Below are 18,109 nucleotides of genomic sequence, written 5' to 3' on the forward strand. Positions count from 1 at the left end.
AAAATTATTTTACTTTATATACAAGAATATCATCAAATCATGACTGATCTGATGATATTAACATAAATTTAACTTTCTACAGTATCTTTTTCAGCACTTGTTTCTTCTTTATAATCGCCATTTGGACAAAGAACAACAGGTCCTTTTTTATTTCTTTTTTCAACTAGAAAATGGCCACAGTTAGGACAATTTCGGTTAATAGGCTTGTCCCAAGAAACAAAGTCACAATCAGGGTAACGTGAACAGCCATAAAACTTGCGGTTACGCTTTGATTTTTTTTCAATCACGTCACCTTTGCCGCATTTCGGACAAATAACGCCAACCTTTTTTACAATTGCCTTTGTATTGCGACAATCTGGGAAACGTGAGCAGGCGTAAAATTTACCATAGCGTCCCATTTTAATAACCATCGGCGCACCACAGATATCACAATTGAAACCGGCAGGCTCATCTTTTATTTGCACCTTTTTGATATCAGCGTCAGCTTTATCTAGCTCCTTTTTAAAGGGATGATAATAATCATCAATTACTTTAACCCAATTTTTCTTGCCTTCTTCAATTCCGTCAAGATCATTTTCCAATTGCGCAGTAAAATCAATGTTAACAATGTCAGGGAAAAATTTCTCAATTAAATTATCTACAATTTCTCCCAGTTCAGTCGGGACAATTGCTTTACCGTCTAATTTAACATAATAACGACGTTGAATGGTATCAATAGTTGGTGCATAAGTGGAAGGACGACCAACACCATTTTCTTCTAGCGAATGGACTAAACTGGCCTCAGTGTATCTTGCAGGGGGCATGGTGAAATGTTGTTTATTATCAGATTTAGCTAGTTTAACTTTATCTCCGTCGTTTAATTCAGGTAATTCAACATTTTTTTCCTGTTGATTATCATAAACTTTTGTGAAGCCGGCAAATTTCATTTTTGAGCCGGTAGTCCTGAATATCACTCCGTTTTGCGTAATATCTGCTCTTACTGTGTCGTAAACAGCTGGAGTCATCTCACTGGCCAAAAATCTTGACCAAATTAATTTATACAAGCGATATTGTTCAGTAGTTAAAACTGCTTTGAGGGACTCTGGGGTGCGATAAACACTGGTTGGCCTGATTGCTTCATGGGCATCTTGAGCATCCTCTTGATTTTTGAAATGGCGCGCTCCTTTAGCAGCATACTCTTTACCATAATTTTCATTTAAAAATTTAGAGGCTTCCGCCTGTGCAATTGGGGATGTCCGTTTAGAATCAGTTCTCATATAGGTAATCAAACCGACTGTACCCTGTTTACCCAGGCTAATGCCTTCATAAAGCTGCTGGGCAATGCTCATCGTTCTCCTCGTACGATAATTTAGACGTTTGTTTGCTTCCTGCTGCATTGTCGAAGTTGTAAAGGGAGCGGCAGGCTGACGTCGACGCTCACGTTTAACAACATTTTCGACTTGAAAGTTCTTCTTTTTATCAATTTTAGCCAAAACTTTTTTGACAGAATCATTATGGGGTAAATCAGTCTTTTTGCCATTAATACCCCAAAACTGACCTGTGAAAGTCTTTTTTAATTTCTTAAATTCTGCCTCAATTGTCCAATATTCCTGTGGCTTAAAATTTTTGATCTCTTTTTCGCGATCAATTACCAATTTTAATGCAACTGACTGAACACGTCCGGCACTCAAACCTTTTTTGACCTTTTCCCACAAAATTGGCGAGAGCGAATAACCAACAATTCTATCTAAAATACGGCGAGCTTGTTGAGCATTGACAGTATCCATGTCGATTGTTCTCGGGTTCTTAAAACTGTTTTTGACAGCATCTTTAGTGACTTCGTTGAATGTCACCCTATTTTTATCTTTTTGATCTAAATTGAGCACATGAGCAACATGCCAAGCAATTGCTTCACCTTCACGGTCTGGGTCAGATGCCAAATAAACATCTTTGGCTTTTTTAGCTTCCGACTTAAGTTCCTTAATGGTATCACCTTTACCCCTAATAGAAATATATTTTGGCTTATAATTATTATCAAAATCAATTCCCATTTGCGACTTAGGCAAGTCACGAATATGACCTTTAGAAGCAATTACACGATAATTACGTCCTAAATATTTTTCAATTGTTTTAGCTTTAGCAGGAGACTCAACTATTACTAGCGTCTTCTTACGTTTCTTTGGCTTTGATTTAGTAGGCATCAAAAGCCTCCTCATTTAAATTCTTTTTTAAATACTCATTTGAGAATAGAATATTTAACTACTAATTGTCAAATCTTTCAAGTTGCAAGTCAAAATCAGTGATTGGATAAGCACCCGCTTGAATTAGTTTATTGGGTCCTTGAGATAGTTCACTGGTAATAGGACCTGGTAAAGCATAAATGTCCCGATTTTCTTGTAGAGCCAGGTTTGCTGTAATTAGAGAACCTGACTTCTGCTTTGCCTCAGTAACAATTACACTGTCAGCTATTCCAGCCAAAATTCTGTTTCGCTGGGGAAATCTATAAGGCCTGGGTGGAGTATCAGGCAAATATTCACTCATTAATAGGCCTTTTTGAGCAATTTCTTTTTGCACATGTTGGTTTATTTGCGGATAAAAATGGTTTAAACCATTTCCAACCACTGCAATTGTTTGACCATTAAATTTCAGTGCCGCCTTATGCGCCATAACGTCCACACCCTTAGCCAGTCCACTGGCAATAATAAAATCATCCTTTATTAGATTAGGCACAAGTTTATTCAAAACCAGGCTGCTATAATTAGTGGCTTGACGGGAACCTACAATTGTTATGATTCTTTTCTGAAGTAATTCCAAATTTCCCTGTAAAAATAAAATTAAAGGTGGCTGATATATTTGACGTAGTTTTTCGGGATATTCTGCGTCAAAAAAGCTAATAACCCGACATTGCTTTTCTATTCTTCTGATCATTTTATCTGCATATCTGTCATTATAAGCATTCAGACAAACTTTTATCAAATTACTTGTCAAATTTAAGTTTTTAATAGTCTGAATATCAATATCAGCAAGTTGCAACTGACTGGCAACTTGTAACATCTTAACATATCCAATACCTTTTTGTAATTTTAAGCGCAAGAGAAAATTGGTAATCTTCATAAAAAACCTCCTAAATACAAATACGTAAAAAGGAGATATATTTTTTTATTTTTGAAAAGCATTCACTGGTGCAAAAGTTTTGCGGTGAATTGGTGTTGGTCCATATTTTGTCAGCGCTTGAAGATGAGCTTTAGTGCCATAGCCAGCATTTTTATCGAAATGATATTCAGGATAAATTTTGGCATAGTCCGCCATCAAGTTATCCCTGAATACTTTGGCAACAATTGAAGCAGCAGCAATTGAATTTGATTTGGCGTCACCCTTTATTAACCGAATCTGTGGCAATTTAACTGGTACTTGCATAGCATCAACAAGCAGAGCATCAGGTTTAACGTCTAAATTCTTTACAGCTTCAGCCATTGCCAAACGATCTGCTTCATAAATATTTATTTCATCAATCACTTGCGGGCTTTTTAGGCCGATTGCCACACTAACTGCTTCCTTTAAAATTAAAGGATATAATTCTTGGCGGCGACTGGCGCTTAATTTTTTAGAGTCATTGACATCAGTCAAATCAAAATTGTCATCAATAATTACAGCAGCTGTCACAACAGGACCAGCTAATGGTCCTCTGCCGACTTCATCTACCCCTGCAACAAGCTCTTTTTTGGCCCAAAAAGTTTTCTCATAGGCAAACCTTTTTGTGAAAGCAGCTTTTTTCTTGGCCAATTTTTGCTGGCGATTATGGTAACTAAGTAAGAGCTTTTGAACACCGACACGTGTATCGTTTTCTAAAATTTTTAAATCTTTTGGATTGACTGAGCCCTGTGCCAGTAATTTTTTTATTTCACCAATTGTCATAACCGATCCAAAGTAATCCTTCCTACTTTTCCTTTACGCAATCTTTGCAATAAATACATAGAGAAACGATCATAATCGTCACGCATACCATATTCCTCCGTCAGTGCCAGTAGCAGATCAGTATCATTGATATTTTGAATTTCTTCTTTGGAAGTTCTAGCAAACTTGCTTAAATCATTTAAATAGTGTTTACGTAACTTTGCTAACAAAAATAAGGCAACATCATCAGCGCTAAAAACAGTATCCTTAATTGCTCCCAGTGCTGCAAGCTTTAGTCCGACTGTTTGATCTTCGAATTTAGGCCACAGAATACCAGGTGTATCTAAAATTTGAATATTATCGGCTGTTTTGAGCCAATTTTGTCCTTTGGTTACGCCTGGCTTATTACCAACCTGGGTCACATTGCGACCAACAAGACGGTTAATAATTGTGGACTTGCCACAATTGGGAATTCCAGCTATTGCAACTCTGATAACAGGACTAGTTGCACCTTTTTGTTGTAATTTTTTAATTTTCGCTGCAGCAGCTTTTTTGATCATCTTCACTAACACTTGCATGTTAGTATTATGAAGAGAATCCAAGGCCATCACAAACTTACCCTTAGTGGTAAATTTTTTTTGCCATCTTTTAGTCATCACTGGATCTGCCAAATCAGCTTTATTCAAAATAATTAAATGTGGTTTGTCACCAACAAGTTTTTCGATCATCGGATTGCGTGACGATTGAGGAATACGTGCATCTAAAACTTCTATAATGACATCAATTAAATTCATTTTATCTTCAAGTTGATTGCGAGCTTTATTCATATGCCCGGGATACCACTGAATATTAACCATTTTTTGCCTTTCTTACGCGAAAAGGGCCCCTTATCACTTGGGAGCCCTAGTTTAATACGTCATCTTTTCACGATACATTTGATATGCTTTGTCAAAAATGCTCATGCTTGGTAAATAACCACCATTAAGCTCAAGATAATCAGATAATTTTTCATAATTCTGCTCTTGTTTAGGAAAAGTCTGGTCATTTTGCGCATTATTTGCAAACTGTGCAACTTCATCATTTGAATCAGCATTCCGCTGAGTCATTAAATAGCGATAAAAGCTCTCTCTATATGCCAATTTTTACTCCGTATAATATAAAACTGCATAAGCACCCATCCCTGCGTGCGTTGCAATAATAGGACTGGTTTCTCGCACTAAAACATCAATTTTGGAATTAATATCTTTAATTTTTTGGGCAAAATCAAGCAGCTTTTGCGGTGTGCTGCCCGTTGCAACGTATGAGATACCGACTTCCTTGATTTTTTCTTTGTTGGCCTCAATTTCATCTAAAATGCGTTTATCAAAAGCTAAAGAAAACTTCTTGCCTCTTCCTTTTTTTGCAATTTTCAAATGACCATTCGGCATTTGCAATTCAATGTGTATATTAAGCATGTTGACAATTTTACCAGCTAAAGGACCTAGGCGTCCACCTTTAACCACATTTTCTAAATTGACAATAAGTAAATGCAAACGCTGCGTTTTTTTAATTTTTTCAATATGAGCCAAAATTTCAGGAATACTTTTGCCAGCGGCAATATCCCGTGCAGCGGCTAATACCTGAAAGCCTTCTGAGCGGTCAGTTAATTCAGAGTCAACTATATGTACCAAATCTGATTTACCAGTTAGCTTGACTGCCTGACGAGCTGCATCAATTGTACCGCTTAATACCTTCGCCAAAAATATACCAATGACTTCGCTACCATCTTTAGTTAACTCATTAATCGCATCAACCATGGTTCCTATAGGCGGTTGGCTCGTAGTTGGCAACTTTTTAGATTCACTCATTTTTTGGACAAATTGCTGCCGGGTTATTTCCACCCCATCAAGATAATTATTACCATCGATTGTGACCGATAAAGGCACAACGGTAATATGATATTTTTTAATTTCTTCCGGTGTTAACTGCGCAGAAGAATCAGTCAAAATTTTAATTTCTGACAACGTACTCGCCCTCAATTCTGATTTGATGTTCTCATTTATGATAGAATGTGAACTGTGTTAATTATAAATTATTATAGCAAAAAAACTAGCAAAAAAAAGAAAGCGAACAAACTGTTTCATGATGAAATTGCAAAAAATTTGGCAAGAACCTGCACAAAGATCCAAAACTTATTACCTAGTAGATAATATTCTCAGTGCTGTCACGCATGGAATTGGTTTTTGCCTGGCAGTTGCCGGATTAGTACTTTTAATTATCAAAGCTGTTTCAACACATAGTCCATTGAGAATTGTTACATTTACTATTTATGGCTCCTGTTTGCTTCTGCTTTATCTTTTCTCTACACTTTTCCATAGTCTCATTTTCACTCGGGCTCGCAATGTTTTTCAAATTTTTGATCATTCATCAATTTTTTTGTTAATTGCAGGATCGTATACTCCTTTTTCCTTAGTAGCAATAGGTGGCAAATGGGGCATACTTTTATTTGCTCTGGTCTGGATAATTGCAATATTTGGTATCATTTACTACATTTTTAATCGTGGTAAACATGTCATACTAGATACTATTTTATATGTGGCCATGGGCTGGTTGGTGATTTTAGCTGGTAACCATTTGTATGTGCGACTCAGCCCTGTTGGTTTTTGGCTTTTAGTTAGCGGTGGTGTAGCTTATACTGTTGGTGCCCTATTGTACACAATGAAAAGAATTCCTTTTATTCACGTAATCTGGCACCTGTTCGTCATTTTAGGCTCGGCTTTAATGTTTTTCTCTGTGCTATTCTATGTCTAGGTTAATTCATTTGCTGCAAATAATCTTGAATATCATCCTTAGAATTGCCTAACTCGCCTGAAATAACTTTTTGCTTAATTTCATTGAGTATTTGTCCCAATTTCGGACCAGGCTTTATGCCGTTTGCAATTAAGAATTGCCCGTCAATAGCCAATTCTGACATTGATTTGATTGGCAAAGCAGTATAGCGATCGACCAATGCTTCGGAATTGACCGGCTGTCCCAAAATATGTGCTACATCTATTGTGTTTAACAAAATGTCTTTACCGGCATTAAACAACTCAAGATCAGAAGGCGACTTTTCAGAAATCAAATCAAACAGAGCCACAATTTTTCTAACTTTTTCTGTCATAGCGTTTGAATTTTTCCAATCACGCATGAAGCGTGCTATTTGGTTATCGGAAATTTTTAACAAAATAATAATTATAGACCAAAGACTAGTTTCCATACTGGGATTAAATTTTAATTTAGGATAAATTGCCAATAAATCACTTTTGCCGGCAAAATCCGGTACACTTTCACTTAACTCAGTTTGTAAAAAAATTTTGAAGGCATCCCGCGAATTTATTCCAGTACCCATTTTGACAAATTCATCACGAATTCTTTCAACTGAAATTTTGGACAATAATTGATGTAAGTCACTCACTGCCTCTTTAGTTTGAGATTCAAGCTCAAAATTAAGCTGACTCATGAAGCGGACTGCTCTCATCATACGTAGAGCATCTTCATGAAACCTTTTCATGGGATCTCCTACTGCTTTGATAAGGTGCTTTTGCAAATCCCCTAATCCGTTAAAAAGATCAATTACTTCACCGGTTCTATTCATTGCCAATGCATTGATGGTAAAATCACGTCTTTTCAAATCTTCAGCCAGATTTTGCACAAAAGTGACATGATCCGGTCTGCGAAAGTCTTGGTAGCCTGATTCTGTTCTAAACGTGGTAATTTCGTAACTAGCGCCATCATTTAAAACAGTAACTGTACCATGTTTAATTCCCGTATCAATAGTTTTGGGAAAAATTTGTTTAACTTCTTCTGGGTATGCGCTGGTAGCAATATCTATGTCGTGAATCGGCCTTTTTAAAATTAAATCGCGAACCGCTCCCCCAACAAAATATGCTTCATAGCCAGCTTGTTCTAACTGCTTAAGCACGGGAAACGAGGCTGTAAAAATCGGTGGTAAATTATTTATTTTTATCATTATTATCTCAACTCATTTATCTGTGTTTTTATTTTTAATTTATGGTAGTTTTAAAGTATTAATTTATATAGAGAAAGTTTTATTATCATGAAAAAGATTAACAAAAAAATTATTTTTGAACTTATAATGATTATGATTGGCTGTGGCATTTATGGCCTCAGTCTTGACATGATCTCAGTGCCAAACCAGCTCACAGATGGTGGGATTAGTGGCATAACTCTGCTTTTGAGACATTTCTGGGGCATTAATATGGGTCTATCATCTCTGTTATTAAATATCCCTTTAATTATTTTAGGCTATCGTTCCATGGGAAAAAGACTTTTAGCCTATACTATCTGGGGCACTTTATGGCTGTCATTTTTCTTATGGTTCTGGCGCTTAATCCCTATTATATATCAATTGAACTTAGAACACGACCTCTTCTTGTCCGCCATACTTGCTGGAACCCTTTCTGGTATTGGTCTGGGCCTGGTTTTTCGATATAACGGTACTTCTGGAGGGACAGATATTATTGCCCGCATTATGCAAATGAAATATGGCATGTCTTCTGGCAAAGTTTTATTGGTCTGTGACACGATTATTTTATTGTCATCGTTATCATATTTAGACCTTAAACATATTATGTATACCTTAGTGGCTGCATTCATTCTTTCCAGGGTGATGGATGCAGTTCAGCAAGGAGCCTATTCTGCACGTGGCTTAATTATTATTTCGGATAATTATCAGCAAATAGCCAAAATGATAGACCTGAAATTAGATCGCGGCTTTACTTATTTTGAAGCTCGCGGTGGCTTTAAAAAAACTAAGCGGCCTGTAATCTATCTGGTAGTTTCACCACGAGAAATTCCTTTAGTAAAAGAGTTAATAGCTACAGAAGACCCCCAGGCTTTTGTAAGCGTCATTGAGGTACATGAAGTCTTAGGAGAGGGTTTTACATATAAGCAAAAAAGCAATCATTTTTTGATAAGAAAATAACTCATAACATCAAGCTAATTCCGTGAAGGTTGGCAAAAAACAACAGGCTAATAAACCTATAATGATTTATTAGCCTGTTAAATTTATAAATAGTGAGATTGGGACAAAAATAAGAGATATTTTTTATCATCTGGCTGCTTGTATTTTCCCATTATGTCCGTAATTCATCATATAAATCCTGCATTTCAGTATCTTCGGGTTCAAGTTTCAAATACGACTTAAGTAACTCACTGACAATATCTTTAGCATTCGGTTCAGTATTAAAAAAGCGTATCATTTGCTTTAAAAAGGCACTATTGTTTTTAAATTCAGGATAAGCCAGTAAAAATTCACTTTTGGCTTTTGCGCTCTGATCTAAATTTTGGTAAGAAAGAGCTAAATTCCAATGAACTTGCGGCTCTAAATCTTCTTCGTCAACCTTAGCAAAAAGAGCAATATTTTCTTCATTCTTATTTTCTGTGACATAAAGATTAGACAACTGGATGCGTAAGTCAAAACTTTCAGGAATCTTTTTAATCCCCTTTTTTAGCAAGTTTTCAGCTGTATCTAATTCATTCAGTTTAATTGCTGCTTGTGCACCTTTCTTGTATAAAACTGGATCTAATTCATTGTAGGCAAGACCGGCCTGAGCAGAACGCAATTCCTGTTCATTATTGTTTTTGTGCTCGTAAGCTGTAGTAAGCAAGCGGTATGCATTTACATAATCGGGACTCTGATCAATTACCTCATTTAAGTATTTAATTGCCTGGTCATCTTTATGCAAAGTTAACATAACTAATGCAGCCTGATATTTGCTATCAATATCAAGGATATCATTGCCATTTTTAGCAATAACTTCACCGGCTTCTTCATAGCGTCCTAATTTTGCAAGAGTTTGAAAAAGTCGATCATTTAAATTCACTTCACTAAAAGTTTTATGTCGTTTTATCAAATCTTGATACCTGTTAAGAGCCTGGTCGTAGTTTCCACTAAGATAATCCAGTTCAGCCAATCCGAACTTTACGACATCTTCATCTGGGGCAATTTTTTCTGCCTCTAACAGCTTTTTATAGGCCGTTTCAACCAATCCATTGCTTTGATAATAATCAGCTTGAACTAATAGGCTGTCAAGATAAGAGGTAGAATCAGGAGCAATATTATAGAGCAGAGTTAGACCATCTTCATCTCTACCATCATTTAATAAAATCTCAGCTAAATAAATTTTAAATATATCCTCCTGGGGAAAGCGTGCAATTAGGCTGCGATATATTTCTTTAGCTAAATCTGAAAAACCCAATCCCACTAAATTTTCAGCTAAAGATGCTAGAATTTCAGGTTTATCATTTTCCAAAGCCTTTTTTAATAATATTTTTTCTTGAGAAAAGTCCTGCTGCTCAATTGCATCTAGAAGCTTTTCAGAGTAGCTCATTCTCATTCCTCCATTTTTTACGATCTAAATATGGCCAATTATCATGGGCAATTAATCATTATTAAATGATAACACAAAAAAGATGATGGCGAATTAGCCACCATCTTTTTAGATAAAACTATTAAGCTATTTAACAGCTTCTTTAAGAGCTTTACCAGGCCTAAATGCTGGCACAACACTTGCTGGAATTTGAATTTCTTTACCAGTTTGTGGATTACGTCCTTTACGGGCTGCACGCTTACGCACTTCAAAAGTTCCAAAGCCAATTAATTGTACTTTCTTGCCTTTAGAAAGGTCATCTTGGATAGAACTAAAAATTGCATCAACAGCTGCAGCTGCATCTTTTTTGGTTAACTTAGTTTTTGATGCAACTTCAGTGACTAATTCTGCTTTATTTGCCATTGGGAATTCACCTCCTGAAACTTGAACCTTGCTTTAAGATTCCTGATTAGTTCCTCAAATATGGAACAAGGAATAAATGATTATTCAAACCACTATTTCCTTGATTTCAAAATAGCACAAAACCCTTGATACAACAAGCAATTTAAACTAAAAATGTGATTTTTATGCATTTGGTAGATACAAACTATTTTCTTTTTCGTGCAATTATCTTAATTGGGGTTCCCGAAAAATCAAAATTTTCACGTAACTGATTAATCAAAAAGCGTTGATAAGAAAAATGCATCAATTCAGGATCATTTACAAAAACTACAAATGTTGGCGGATTAACAGATACCTGGGTCATGTAATAAACCCGCAATCTCTTGCCTTTAATCATTGGTGTAGGCACCAATTTGCTTGCTTCTAATAATAGATCATTTAATACACTGGACTTAATTCTTTGTTGTTGGTTGCGATAAACTGTTTGTACTAGTTTGGGAATCTTTTCTATATTTTGACCAGTTTTAGCCGAGACAAATAAGATTGGAGCATAATCGAGATATTGAAATTCAGTTCGAATAGTTTGTTCAAAGTCCTTGCCACTATTACTGGTTTTCTTTGGCAAGTCCCATTTATTAACTAAAATTATAAGGCCACGTCCAGCATCATGAGCATAGCCGGCAACATGTTTATCCTGTTCCCTAATGCCTGTACTGGCATCAAGAACCAAGCAGACAACGTCAGAATGTTCAATTGCCCCCATCGCTCTCATTACTGAATATTTTTCAGTTTTTTCGTAGACTTTTCCTCGCCTTCTGATACCTGCCGTATCAACAATTCTGAATTTGGTGCCGTCCTTAGTTTTAAAGGGTGTGTCGACAGCATCTCGGGTAGTTCCTTCTTCGTTATTAACGATCACCCGTTTTTCGCCTACTAGGCGATTAACAATTGAAGATTTACCTACATTGGGCCTACCAATAACACTAAATGATATTTGCTCATTATCGTTCAAGCTTATATCTTTAGGCAAGCTTGCGACTATTTGATCAAGTAAATCTCCAATACCTGTTCCATGTACACTGGAGATTGGGATTGGATCACCAAAACCTAAACTGTAAAAGTCATAAATGTCCATGCGTTGTTCAGGATTATCTGCTTTGTTAACTGCTAAAATCACTGGCTTTTTAGTTTGATAAAGCATTTGGGCTATCCGTTCATCAAGATTAGTAACATGATTAGTAACATTAGTTAAAAACACAATGACGTCAGCTTCTTCAATTGCTATTTCCGCTTGCGCCCTGATTTCTTCTTCAATATTACTATTTGCCCATGTAATTCCCCCAGTATCTATTAGATCAAATTTATGTCCCAGCCACTCAGCTGGAGCATAATTTCGGTCTCTAGTTACACCAGGTTTATCTTCTACTATTGCTAAACGTTGATTAATAATACGGTTGAAAAGCGTTGATTTACCAACATTAGGCTGTCCTACAATCGCAACTACAGGTAAAACCATTTTTCAGCCTCCTTTTACAAATAAAAAAACCGACTCAAAAGTCGGCTTTTTTAATTAAATTTAACGACGATCCTTTAATTGGTCACCAATGATGTCACCTAAAGCAAAGCCACTGTCATCATTATTCATATACTTCTTGTTAACAGAATTGTGATTATAAGAATTACGTGAACGATTTCCTTCACTTTCAGAATTCTTAGGTTCAGCAGCTTTCATAGAAAGTGAAATGCGATGCTCATTAGGGTCAATATTTAAAACTTTAACTTTAACTTTTTGACCAACTTTTAAAACATCACTTGGCTTGTCTACGTGTTTATATGATATTTCTGAAACATGAACTAAACCTTGAATACCATCAGCAACTTCAACAAAAGCACCAAAGTTAGTTAAAGACTTAACTTCGCCTTCAAACACATCACCTTCGTGTAAGTCAGCTGTGGCTTGTTCGAATGGAGAAGGTTCAGTTTGCTTAATTGAAAGGGAGATGCGATGTCTATCATCATCAATACCTATTACTTTAACTTTTACATCTTGGCCAGCCTTTAAAACATCGCTTGGCTTGTCAACATGCTTATATGAAATCTCGGATATATGAACTAAGCCGTCCACGCCGCCTACATCAACAAAAGCACCAAAGTTAGTTAAACGAGAAACTTTACCTTCAACAACATCACCCACAACTAGTTGTGATGCAACCTTATCAAAGGCTTCTTCACGTTCTTCTTCAATCAAGTCTTTATGAGAAAGGATTAAACGATTCTTACTTGGATCAATCTCTGTAATCTTAAGTTTCATTGTTTTACCAATGAATGGCTTAAGGTCTGAAACGTAACGATTTGAAATTAGTGAAGCAGGCAAAAATCCTCTTGTACCTACATCAACTAATAAACCCCCACGAACAGAAGAGGTAACCGTACCTTCGATTGTTTTGCCTTCTTCAAAGTCTTTTTGTAACTCGTCGTATGCTTCTCTTTCCTTTAAGCGAGTAACTGAGAAGAAAAATTCACCATTTTCCTTGTCACCGCCAGCTTTTCTTAAGACTAAAGCTTTAAGTTTATCGCCCGGCTTAACTGCTTCACGTAGGTCAACGTTGCGATCCGAAGTGTATTCACGACGCGGAATCACACCTTCAATACCGGCATTTTCAACACCAACATCGATTTGACCTTCTTCAACGTCTAATACTTCAACATCTACAATATCTCCGACCTCAACTCCTTGCATTTGCTTTAATGCATCTAAAAATTGATTACTGTTTTCTGACATTATTTACCTCCCAATATCATACTCTAATTCTAAATGAAAGTTTGATATTTTTCTACTGTTTTATATTCTTTTTTGTAGTTTTTTTTGACTTTTTTTAATTTCAAATAAAATTGCCTCGACGACCTGGTCAATAGTCATAGAAGTAGTATCTATTTCGATTGCATCCTCCGCTTTTTTTAAAGGTGAAATTTGACGGTGTGAATCCTTGTAATCTCTTTCTGAAATGTCGTGCTCAATTTCTGCAAGAGTTTGACTGGTTTCAATCCCTCTTTCCTTAAAATCGAGCATTCTTCTCTCAGCGCGAGAATGAACTGAAGCAACCAAAAAGATTTTAACTGCAGCGTGAGGTAAAACAGTAGTGCCAATATCACGTCCATCCATCACCACATTCATTTCACCAGCCATTTGCCTTTGGAGACTAACCATTTTTTCCCTGATGCCGGCTAATGCTGAAACTTGAGACACATTAGCTGAAATTTCAGGAGTACGTATTGCTTGAGTTATATCTTTATTACCGGCATATATTTTCTGCTGACCATTTTCAAGCTTAAATTCAATCTGTTCGTGGTCAATTGCAGCTAAAATGCCCTTTTCATCACCATAATTAACGTTATTTTCTCGTGCAATCCAAGTCGACGCGCGGTACATTGCGCCGGTATCAATATATGTAAAATTAAGCTTATGGGCAATAATTTTTGCTACAGTACTTTTTCCAGCTGAAGCTGGACCATCAATTGCTATTTGCATTCCAATAAAAAAGGGACCTAAGTCCCCATCCTTTCTAAATTATCTGATTCTTAAGGTTTGTCCTGTGTCCACCTGACTGTTGGGATCAAGTTGATTCAACTCTGCCAAACGGCTAACTGAAATGTTAAAGTGCTGGGCAATACTAGTCAACGAGTCCCCTTCTTGTACGACGTATTGTTTAATCACAACACGTTTCTTTTTAGGCTTACTTGGAGTTTTTTTAGATGATTCTGTTTTTTTCTTTGTATTTGCCTTAGTTTTAGTTTCTTTGCTTTTTACAGGCGCAACCTTAGCTTTTGTCTTAGTATGTGCTTTTTTGGTGGTCTTACGTACTTCAACTACTTTTTCATGTGAGTTATTGTTTGCTGCCAAGTGATGAACCACAGGCACAAGACTAATAAGAACAACTATAATCAGTATTATCAAAGCAATCCAGCCTTTTGATACAGAAGAATAAGTTTCTACTCTTGGCTTTTGTGGACGCTTATAGTGCTGATATGGTCCTTTTGAGTTATTATTCATCTAAAAAACCTCCTTACCTAACCTGTTTAATTTTAGCATATTTAACATTTAAGTGGACAAAAAAATCGGTCATTTACTAGACCGATTTACAATATTTTAAAATTTAGTTTTTAAGATTGAAATTTTTTCTGACAAAAGGTTTAAAAGTTCTTAAAACAGTTTCAAATAGTAAATAAACTACAATACCGTTAATAGTTCCTTTTAACAAATTAAACGGAACTATGATGCCAAAAATATACGCGCTCATTGAAGGAATATGTAGCAGTTTACCCAAGTATACTTTTTCAGTAAAAGAAAGCAAACCAGAATATCCATGTATTGCCGGCAGGTTTGGTACAGTAGTTACTGCATAAAATGGTGTCAAAACTAATGCATTTAGTACAGATAGTACGAAAGCCATTGCTAGAATACCGAGAACAATACCTAAAATTGGTTTTAAATATTTTTTAGAAAAATTCTTTTCATCTTTGCTAATATTTTTTGTTAAATAATAAAATGGCAAAGCAAAAGATATTGATGCCAGAAAAGCCGCAGACTGACCAACTAAACTTGGCAAAGCAAAGCCTTTGTATATTAAATTGATCAGCATTCTGACAAAAGCGATAAAGATACCAGGTCCGGGCCCGAATAAAAACGTCCCAATTGTAATTACGACATCCGAGAAGTCAAATTTTAGAAAACTAGTTATTGGCAATGGTATCTCCAAAAGCATTAATACATAGGCAATTGTACCAATTAAAGTATAAGCCAAAATATTAACTAAATTATTTCTGCTTTTTTTTTGCAAAATTCTTACCTCCAAAAAACTCGGTCTGTTGCTTCTAGCAACAGACCGAGTAAAAGTAAGCTTAAGATCTTGGCTTTTAGTTTAGTCTGTCTTCTTTCATCTAGACTCTAACTATCGGTATCTCAATAGATTCCACCACTTGCGTGGGTCGTGGACTTACACCACCGGTCGGGACTTTCACCCTGCCATGAAGACAACAAACTTATTTATCAAATTTCACATACTATACTAATCTACGTTTTTTAATCTGTCAACTTCTTCATGAGACAATTCTCGGTACGTTCCTGAAATGAGAGAATCAAGTGTAAGAAAAGCGTATTTCTCGCGTGCTAATTTTTTCACCTGGTGGTGAACTGCCTTGAACATTCTTTTTACTTGATGATATTGACCTTCATGAATTGTCAACTGCACTATCTGATTGTCCTTTTTACGATCAGTCCTAATAACCTTAACTTTTGCAGGAGCACATCGATGACGATCAATTTTGACCCCATGCTTTAGCTGACTGATTTCATCAGGCGTCAAAATGCCAGAAATCTTAGCCACATAAACCTTGGCTACATTGTTACGCGGATGCATCAATAAATTAGCCAGTTCACCATCATTGGTCATTAAAAGCAAGCCAGAAGTATCATAGTCTAGTCTGCCGATAGGATAAAGACGATAAGGTAAATCTTTAAAATAATCAACTACCGTTTTTCTGCCTTTATCATCATTTGCAGTTGAGACCACCCCTCGAGGCTTATAAAATAGGTAGGTATGTAAACTTTCTCTTTCAATGGGCTCACCATCAACCGTGATATTACTAAAAGTATCCACTTTAGTACCAAGTTTAGTGACTACATTGCCATCAACAGTGACTCGGCCATCAGAAATCATTTTTTCTGCCTTACGTCGTGACGCAATGCCCGCCTCAGCAATTACTTTTTGCAACCGTTCTAAAACCATTATTTTGCTCCTTTTTGAGTTTTTGCAATATTTTTATCAGCTTGACCTTTAGCTGCAAATAAATCTATTTCACCTTCACTATTGATGCTATCATCTTCGAAATCTTCTATTAAGGGTAAATCAGCCAGACTGTGATACCCGAAGTACTGCAAAAAGTACTCGCTTGTGACGTATAAATTAGGATGACCTGGTGCATCCTTTTTACCATTAATCTTTACTAATCCACGCCACATTAATGTTTGCAGAGCCCCGGACGAATTTACGCCTCTGATGTCATCTATTTCTACACGTGTAATTGGTTGCCGATAAGCAATAATAGATAGTATTTCCAATGCCGATTGACTTAAGCTCTTTGATAAATCTTTTTGAAAAAAATTTTCGATTGTTTTACTTGCCTCTGGCCTAGTGGTCAATTTGTAAACATCATTGAGATGCTGGATTTGTAACCCTGAATCAGGATTTTTTTGTAATTTTTCTCGTAAATTTTTGCTTATTTCTCGCAATGCAGGTTTACCGACCTGCAAAAGTTCGCATAAGTTGCTACTTTCAATACCATTATCGCCGGCAACATATAATAGCGCTTCTAACTGCGCCATTTTACTTATCATTACTACCAACTCTTTCCAAGTCCAGGTCACCAAACATCCTCTTTTGTTTTACCCGAATTTCCTGTTTTTTACAAAGTTCAAGCAGTGCCAAAAACAGACCAATAACGTCAGATAAATTTTTCATTTTTTGACAACAGGCAAAAAAGCTTATTTGCTTCCGCCTCAGCAATTCTTTTTGCAAAAAAACACTCATTTCTTTGACAGAAGTTTCTTTAACTTCAACTGAAACAATATCAGGCTGTCTAATTTTCATCCTTTGTAACACAATTACAAAAGTATTGGCTAACTCTGTTGAAGTAATCTGTCCTTTTGGCAACGGCTGAATTTTTTTACTTTCTGGTGCGCTTTCTTCTTTTGCAGCAGTGATCGGTACTTCTTCATTGCGCTTTTTAAAGTATGCTGATACTTTTTTAAAAACTGAATAAGTAATAAGCTGCTGCACTAACTCATCCCGGGGATCTTCCTGTTCATCATTTTCTTCAGTAAAATCATTTTGCGGAAGAAGAGATTGAGATTTGATCCGCAAAAGCATCGCTGACATAACAAAATATTCTCCGGCAATTTTTAAATTAAGTTTTTGCATTTGATGCAAATAAGCTAGATATTGGCTGGTAATTTGTGCTATGGGAATATCATAAATATCAATTTTTTGCACTTTTATTAAATGTAATAGCAGGTCTAAAGGACCTTCAAAGTTAGGCAGTTCAAGGGTAAGACTATCACTCATTTTTCTGTGCCTTTTTTAAATACTTAATTAAATAAATATATTCAGGAACAGCAGTAATTACTTTGCTGGGATTATTTTGTGCTAACTCTTGAACTGCTCTGGCTTCGTACTTAGCTTTTCGATAATCAGGAGCAAAAGAAATATAACGAATGATTACAAAATGTTTACTTGATTGTGTACCTATCACTCCTATAAAATTAGGAGCCTTGGAACGATAGAGGTATAAGCAAAACTCGGTACTACTTTTGTTTAATTGAATTTCATCCTTGAGATTAGCCAGATTTTTAAAATCAGGCAAATAAGATAACAATCCCATGGCTACCTTTTCTTTATCATTTTTGCATTCAATTAGCATTTAAT

General features: G+C 36.0%; 20 protein-coding genes and 1 riboswitch. Of the genes, 2 read left to right on the forward strand and 18 right to left on the reverse strand.

Features of this window, described 5'->3' with window-relative positions:
• Positions 1-68: 68 nt before the first annotated feature.
• From topA to fakB, 6 genes are all read right to left on the reverse strand, one after another.
• On the reverse strand, positions 69-2,180 hold the full coding sequence (gene topA, locus LDM92_RS01765) for a type I DNA topoisomerase (protein WP_223901781.1): 2,112 nt from the start codon (positions 2,178-2,180) through the stop codon (positions 69-71).
• Between the two features lie 61 nt (positions 2,181-2,241).
• Positions 2,242-3,093 carry a DNA-processing protein DprA gene (dprA, locus tag LDM92_RS01770; protein ID WP_223901782.1) on the reverse strand — a complete coding sequence of 284 codons (852 nt, stop codon included), beginning with the start codon at positions 3,091-3,093 and terminating at the stop codon, positions 2,242-2,244.
• Positions 3,094-3,138: 45 nt separating this feature from the next.
• Positions 3,139-3,894 (reverse strand): ribonuclease HII, encoded by a 756-nt coding sequence (gene rnhB, locus LDM92_RS01775; protein WP_223901783.1) that lies wholly within the window; start codon positions 3,892-3,894, stop codon positions 3,139-3,141.
• On the reverse strand, positions 3,891-4,730 hold the full coding sequence (gene ylqF, locus LDM92_RS01780) for a ribosome biogenesis GTPase YlqF (protein ID WP_223901784.1): 840 nt from the start codon (positions 4,728-4,730) through the stop codon (positions 3,891-3,893). Before ylqF ends, rnhB begins: the two co-directional genes overlap by 4 nt.
• A 51-nt stretch (positions 4,731-4,781) precedes the next feature.
• The gene (locus LDM92_RS01785) at positions 4,782-5,012 is read right to left on the reverse strand and encodes a YozE family protein (protein WP_034979215.1); all 231 of its coding nucleotides are present in this window, start codon (positions 5,010-5,012) and stop codon (positions 4,782-4,784) included.
• A 3-nt stretch (positions 5,013-5,015) separates the two neighbouring features.
• Positions 5,016-5,876 carry a DegV family protein gene (gene fakB, locus LDM92_RS01790; protein ID WP_223901785.1) on the reverse strand — a complete coding sequence of 287 codons (861 nt, stop codon included), beginning with the start codon at positions 5,874-5,876 and terminating at the stop codon, positions 5,016-5,018.
• A gap of 121 nt (positions 5,877-5,997) precedes the next feature.
• On the opposite strand from fakB, the gene trhA reads away from it, so the two are divergent.
• Positions 5,998-6,663 carry a PAQR family membrane homeostasis protein TrhA gene (trhA, locus tag LDM92_RS01795; protein ID WP_223901874.1) on the forward strand — a complete coding sequence of 222 codons (666 nt, stop codon included), beginning with the start codon at positions 5,998-6,000 and terminating at the stop codon, positions 6,661-6,663.
• 1 nt (position 6,664) lies between these two features.
• On the opposite strand, the gene LDM92_RS01800 is transcribed toward trhA, so the two are convergent.
• Entirely contained in the window at positions 6,665-7,864 is a 1,200-nt protein-coding gene (locus tag LDM92_RS01800) for a CCA tRNA nucleotidyltransferase (RefSeq protein ID WP_223901786.1), read from the reverse strand.
• A gap of 87 nt (positions 7,865-7,951) precedes the next feature.
• Here LDM92_RS01800 and LDM92_RS01805 point away from each other — a divergent pair, with 87 nt between their 5' ends.
• The gene (locus tag LDM92_RS01805; protein WP_223901787.1) at positions 7,952-8,839 is read left to right on the forward strand and encodes a YitT family protein; all 888 of its coding nucleotides are present in this window, start codon (positions 7,952-7,954) and stop codon (positions 8,837-8,839) included.
• Positions 8,840-8,990: 151 nt separating this feature from the next.
• On the opposite strand, the gene LDM92_RS01810 is transcribed toward LDM92_RS01805, so the two are convergent.
• From LDM92_RS01810 to LDM92_RS01860, 11 genes are all read right to left on the reverse strand, one after another.
• Entirely contained in the window at positions 8,991-10,247 is a 1,257-nt protein-coding gene (locus LDM92_RS01810; RefSeq protein WP_223901788.1) for a tetratricopeptide repeat protein, read from the reverse strand.
• Between the two features lie 126 nt (positions 10,248-10,373).
• Complete coding sequence (gene hbs, locus LDM92_RS01815; RefSeq protein ID WP_034979230.1) at positions 10,374-10,649, reverse strand: non-specific DNA-binding protein Hbs; 276 nt, start codon at positions 10,647-10,649, stop codon at positions 10,374-10,376.
• Positions 10,650-10,833: 184 nt separating this feature from the next.
• Positions 10,834-12,144, reverse strand: a complete 1,311-nt coding sequence (gene der, locus LDM92_RS01820) for a ribosome biogenesis GTPase Der (RefSeq protein WP_223901789.1) — start codon at positions 12,142-12,144, stop codon at positions 10,834-10,836.
• 60 nt (positions 12,145-12,204) lie between these two features.
• Positions 12,205-13,410: a 30S ribosomal protein S1 gene (gene rpsA, locus LDM92_RS01825; RefSeq protein WP_223901790.1), complete on the reverse strand. Its 1,206-nt coding sequence runs from the start codon at positions 13,408-13,410 to the stop codon at positions 12,205-12,207.
• Positions 13,411-13,470: 60 nt separating this feature from the next.
• The gene (gene cmk / locus LDM92_RS01830) at positions 13,471-14,157 is read right to left on the reverse strand and encodes a (d)CMP kinase (protein ID WP_223901791.1); all 687 of its coding nucleotides are present in this window, start codon (positions 14,155-14,157) and stop codon (positions 13,471-13,473) included.
• Between the two features lie 39 nt (positions 14,158-14,196).
• Positions 14,197-14,679, reverse strand: coding sequence for a LysM peptidoglycan-binding domain-containing protein (locus LDM92_RS01835; protein WP_223901792.1), 483 nt, complete (start codon positions 14,677-14,679; stop codon positions 14,197-14,199).
• Between the two features lie 103 nt (positions 14,680-14,782).
• Entirely contained in the window at positions 14,783-15,469 is a 687-nt protein-coding gene (locus LDM92_RS01840) for an ECF transporter S component (protein WP_223901875.1), read from the reverse strand.
• Between the two features lie 81 nt (positions 15,470-15,550).
• Positions 15,551-15,665, reverse strand: a riboswitch (FMN riboswitch).
• A 29-nt stretch (positions 15,666-15,694) separates the two neighbouring features.
• Positions 15,695-16,414 (reverse strand): pseudouridine synthase, encoded by a 720-nt coding sequence (locus LDM92_RS01845; protein ID WP_223901793.1) that lies wholly within the window; start codon positions 16,412-16,414, stop codon positions 15,695-15,697.
• Positions 16,414-17,022, reverse strand: a complete 609-nt coding sequence (gene scpB, locus LDM92_RS01850; protein WP_223901876.1) for an SMC-Scp complex subunit ScpB — start codon at positions 17,020-17,022, stop codon at positions 16,414-16,416. Before scpB ends, LDM92_RS01845 begins: the two co-directional genes overlap by 1 nt.
• The gene (locus LDM92_RS01855; RefSeq protein WP_223901794.1) at positions 17,012-17,749 is read right to left on the reverse strand and encodes a segregation and condensation protein A; all 738 of its coding nucleotides are present in this window, start codon (positions 17,747-17,749) and stop codon (positions 17,012-17,014) included. Before LDM92_RS01855 ends, scpB begins: the two co-directional genes overlap by 11 nt.
• The gene (locus LDM92_RS01860) at positions 17,742-18,104 is read right to left on the reverse strand and encodes a reductase (RefSeq protein ID WP_223901795.1); all 363 of its coding nucleotides are present in this window, start codon (positions 18,102-18,104) and stop codon (positions 17,742-17,744) included. The genes LDM92_RS01855 and LDM92_RS01860 overlap by 8 nt, the downstream gene beginning before the upstream one ends.
• Between the last annotated feature and the right edge of the window lie 5 nt (positions 18,105-18,109).

This window comes from Lactobacillus laiwuensis (assembly GCF_019972835.1).
Lineage (GTDB): Bacteria > Bacillota > Bacilli > Lactobacillales > Lactobacillaceae > Lactobacillus > Lactobacillus laiwuensis.

Coding starts and splice junctions, on each gene's coding strand:
- topA (WP_223901781.1), bottom strand. CDS start 2,180: ATGCCTACTAAATCAAAGCCAAAGAAACGTAAGAAGACGCTAGTAATA.
- dprA (WP_223901782.1), bottom strand. CDS start 3,093: ATGAAGATTACCAATTTTCTCTTGCGCTTAAAATTACAAAAAGGTATT.
- rnhB (WP_223901783.1), bottom strand. CDS start 3,894: ATGACAATTGGTGAAATAAAAAAATTACTGGCACAGGGCTCAGTCAAT.
- ylqF (WP_223901784.1), bottom strand. CDS start 4,730: ATGGTTAATATTCAGTGGTATCCCGGGCATATGAATAAAGCTCGCAAT.
- trhA (WP_223901874.1), top strand. CDS start 5,998: ATGAAATTGCAAAAAATTTGGCAAGAACCTGCACAAAGATCCAAAACT.
- LDM92_RS01800 (WP_223901786.1), bottom strand. CDS start 7,864: ATGATAAAAATAAATAATTTACCACCGATTTTTACAGCCTCGTTTCCC.
- LDM92_RS01805 (WP_223901787.1), top strand. CDS start 7,952: ATGAAAAAGATTAACAAAAAAATTATTTTTGAACTTATAATGATTATG.
- LDM92_RS01810 (WP_223901788.1), bottom strand. CDS start 10,247: ATGAGCTACTCTGAAAAGCTTCTAGATGCAATTGAGCAGCAGGACTTT.
- hbs (WP_034979230.1), bottom strand. CDS start 10,649: ATGGCAAATAAAGCAGAATTAGTCACTGAAGTTGCATCAAAAACTAAG.
- der (WP_223901789.1), bottom strand. CDS start 12,144: ATGGTTTTACCTGTAGTTGCGATTGTAGGACAGCCTAATGTTGGTAAA.
- rpsA (WP_223901790.1), bottom strand. CDS start 13,410: ATGTCAGAAAACAGTAATCAATTTTTAGATGCATTAAAGCAAATGCAA.
- cmk (WP_223901791.1), bottom strand. CDS start 14,157: ATGCAAATAGCAATTGATGGTCCAGCTTCAGCTGGAAAAAGTACTGTA.
- LDM92_RS01835 (WP_223901792.1), bottom strand. CDS start 14,679: ATGAATAATAACTCAAAAGGACCATATCAGCACTATAAGCGTCCACAA.
- LDM92_RS01845 (WP_223901793.1), bottom strand. CDS start 16,414: ATGGTTTTAGAACGGTTGCAAAAAGTAATTGCTGAGGCGGGCATTGCG.
- scpB (WP_223901876.1), bottom strand. CDS start 17,022: ATGATAAGTAAAATGGCGCAGTTAGAAGCGCTATTATATGTTGCCGGC.
- LDM92_RS01855 (WP_223901794.1), bottom strand. CDS start 17,749: ATGAGTGATAGTCTTACCCTTGAACTGCCTAACTTTGAAGGTCCTTTA.
- LDM92_RS01860 (WP_223901795.1), bottom strand. CDS start 18,104: ATGCTAATTGAATGCAAAAATGATAAAGAAAAGGTAGCCATGGGATTG.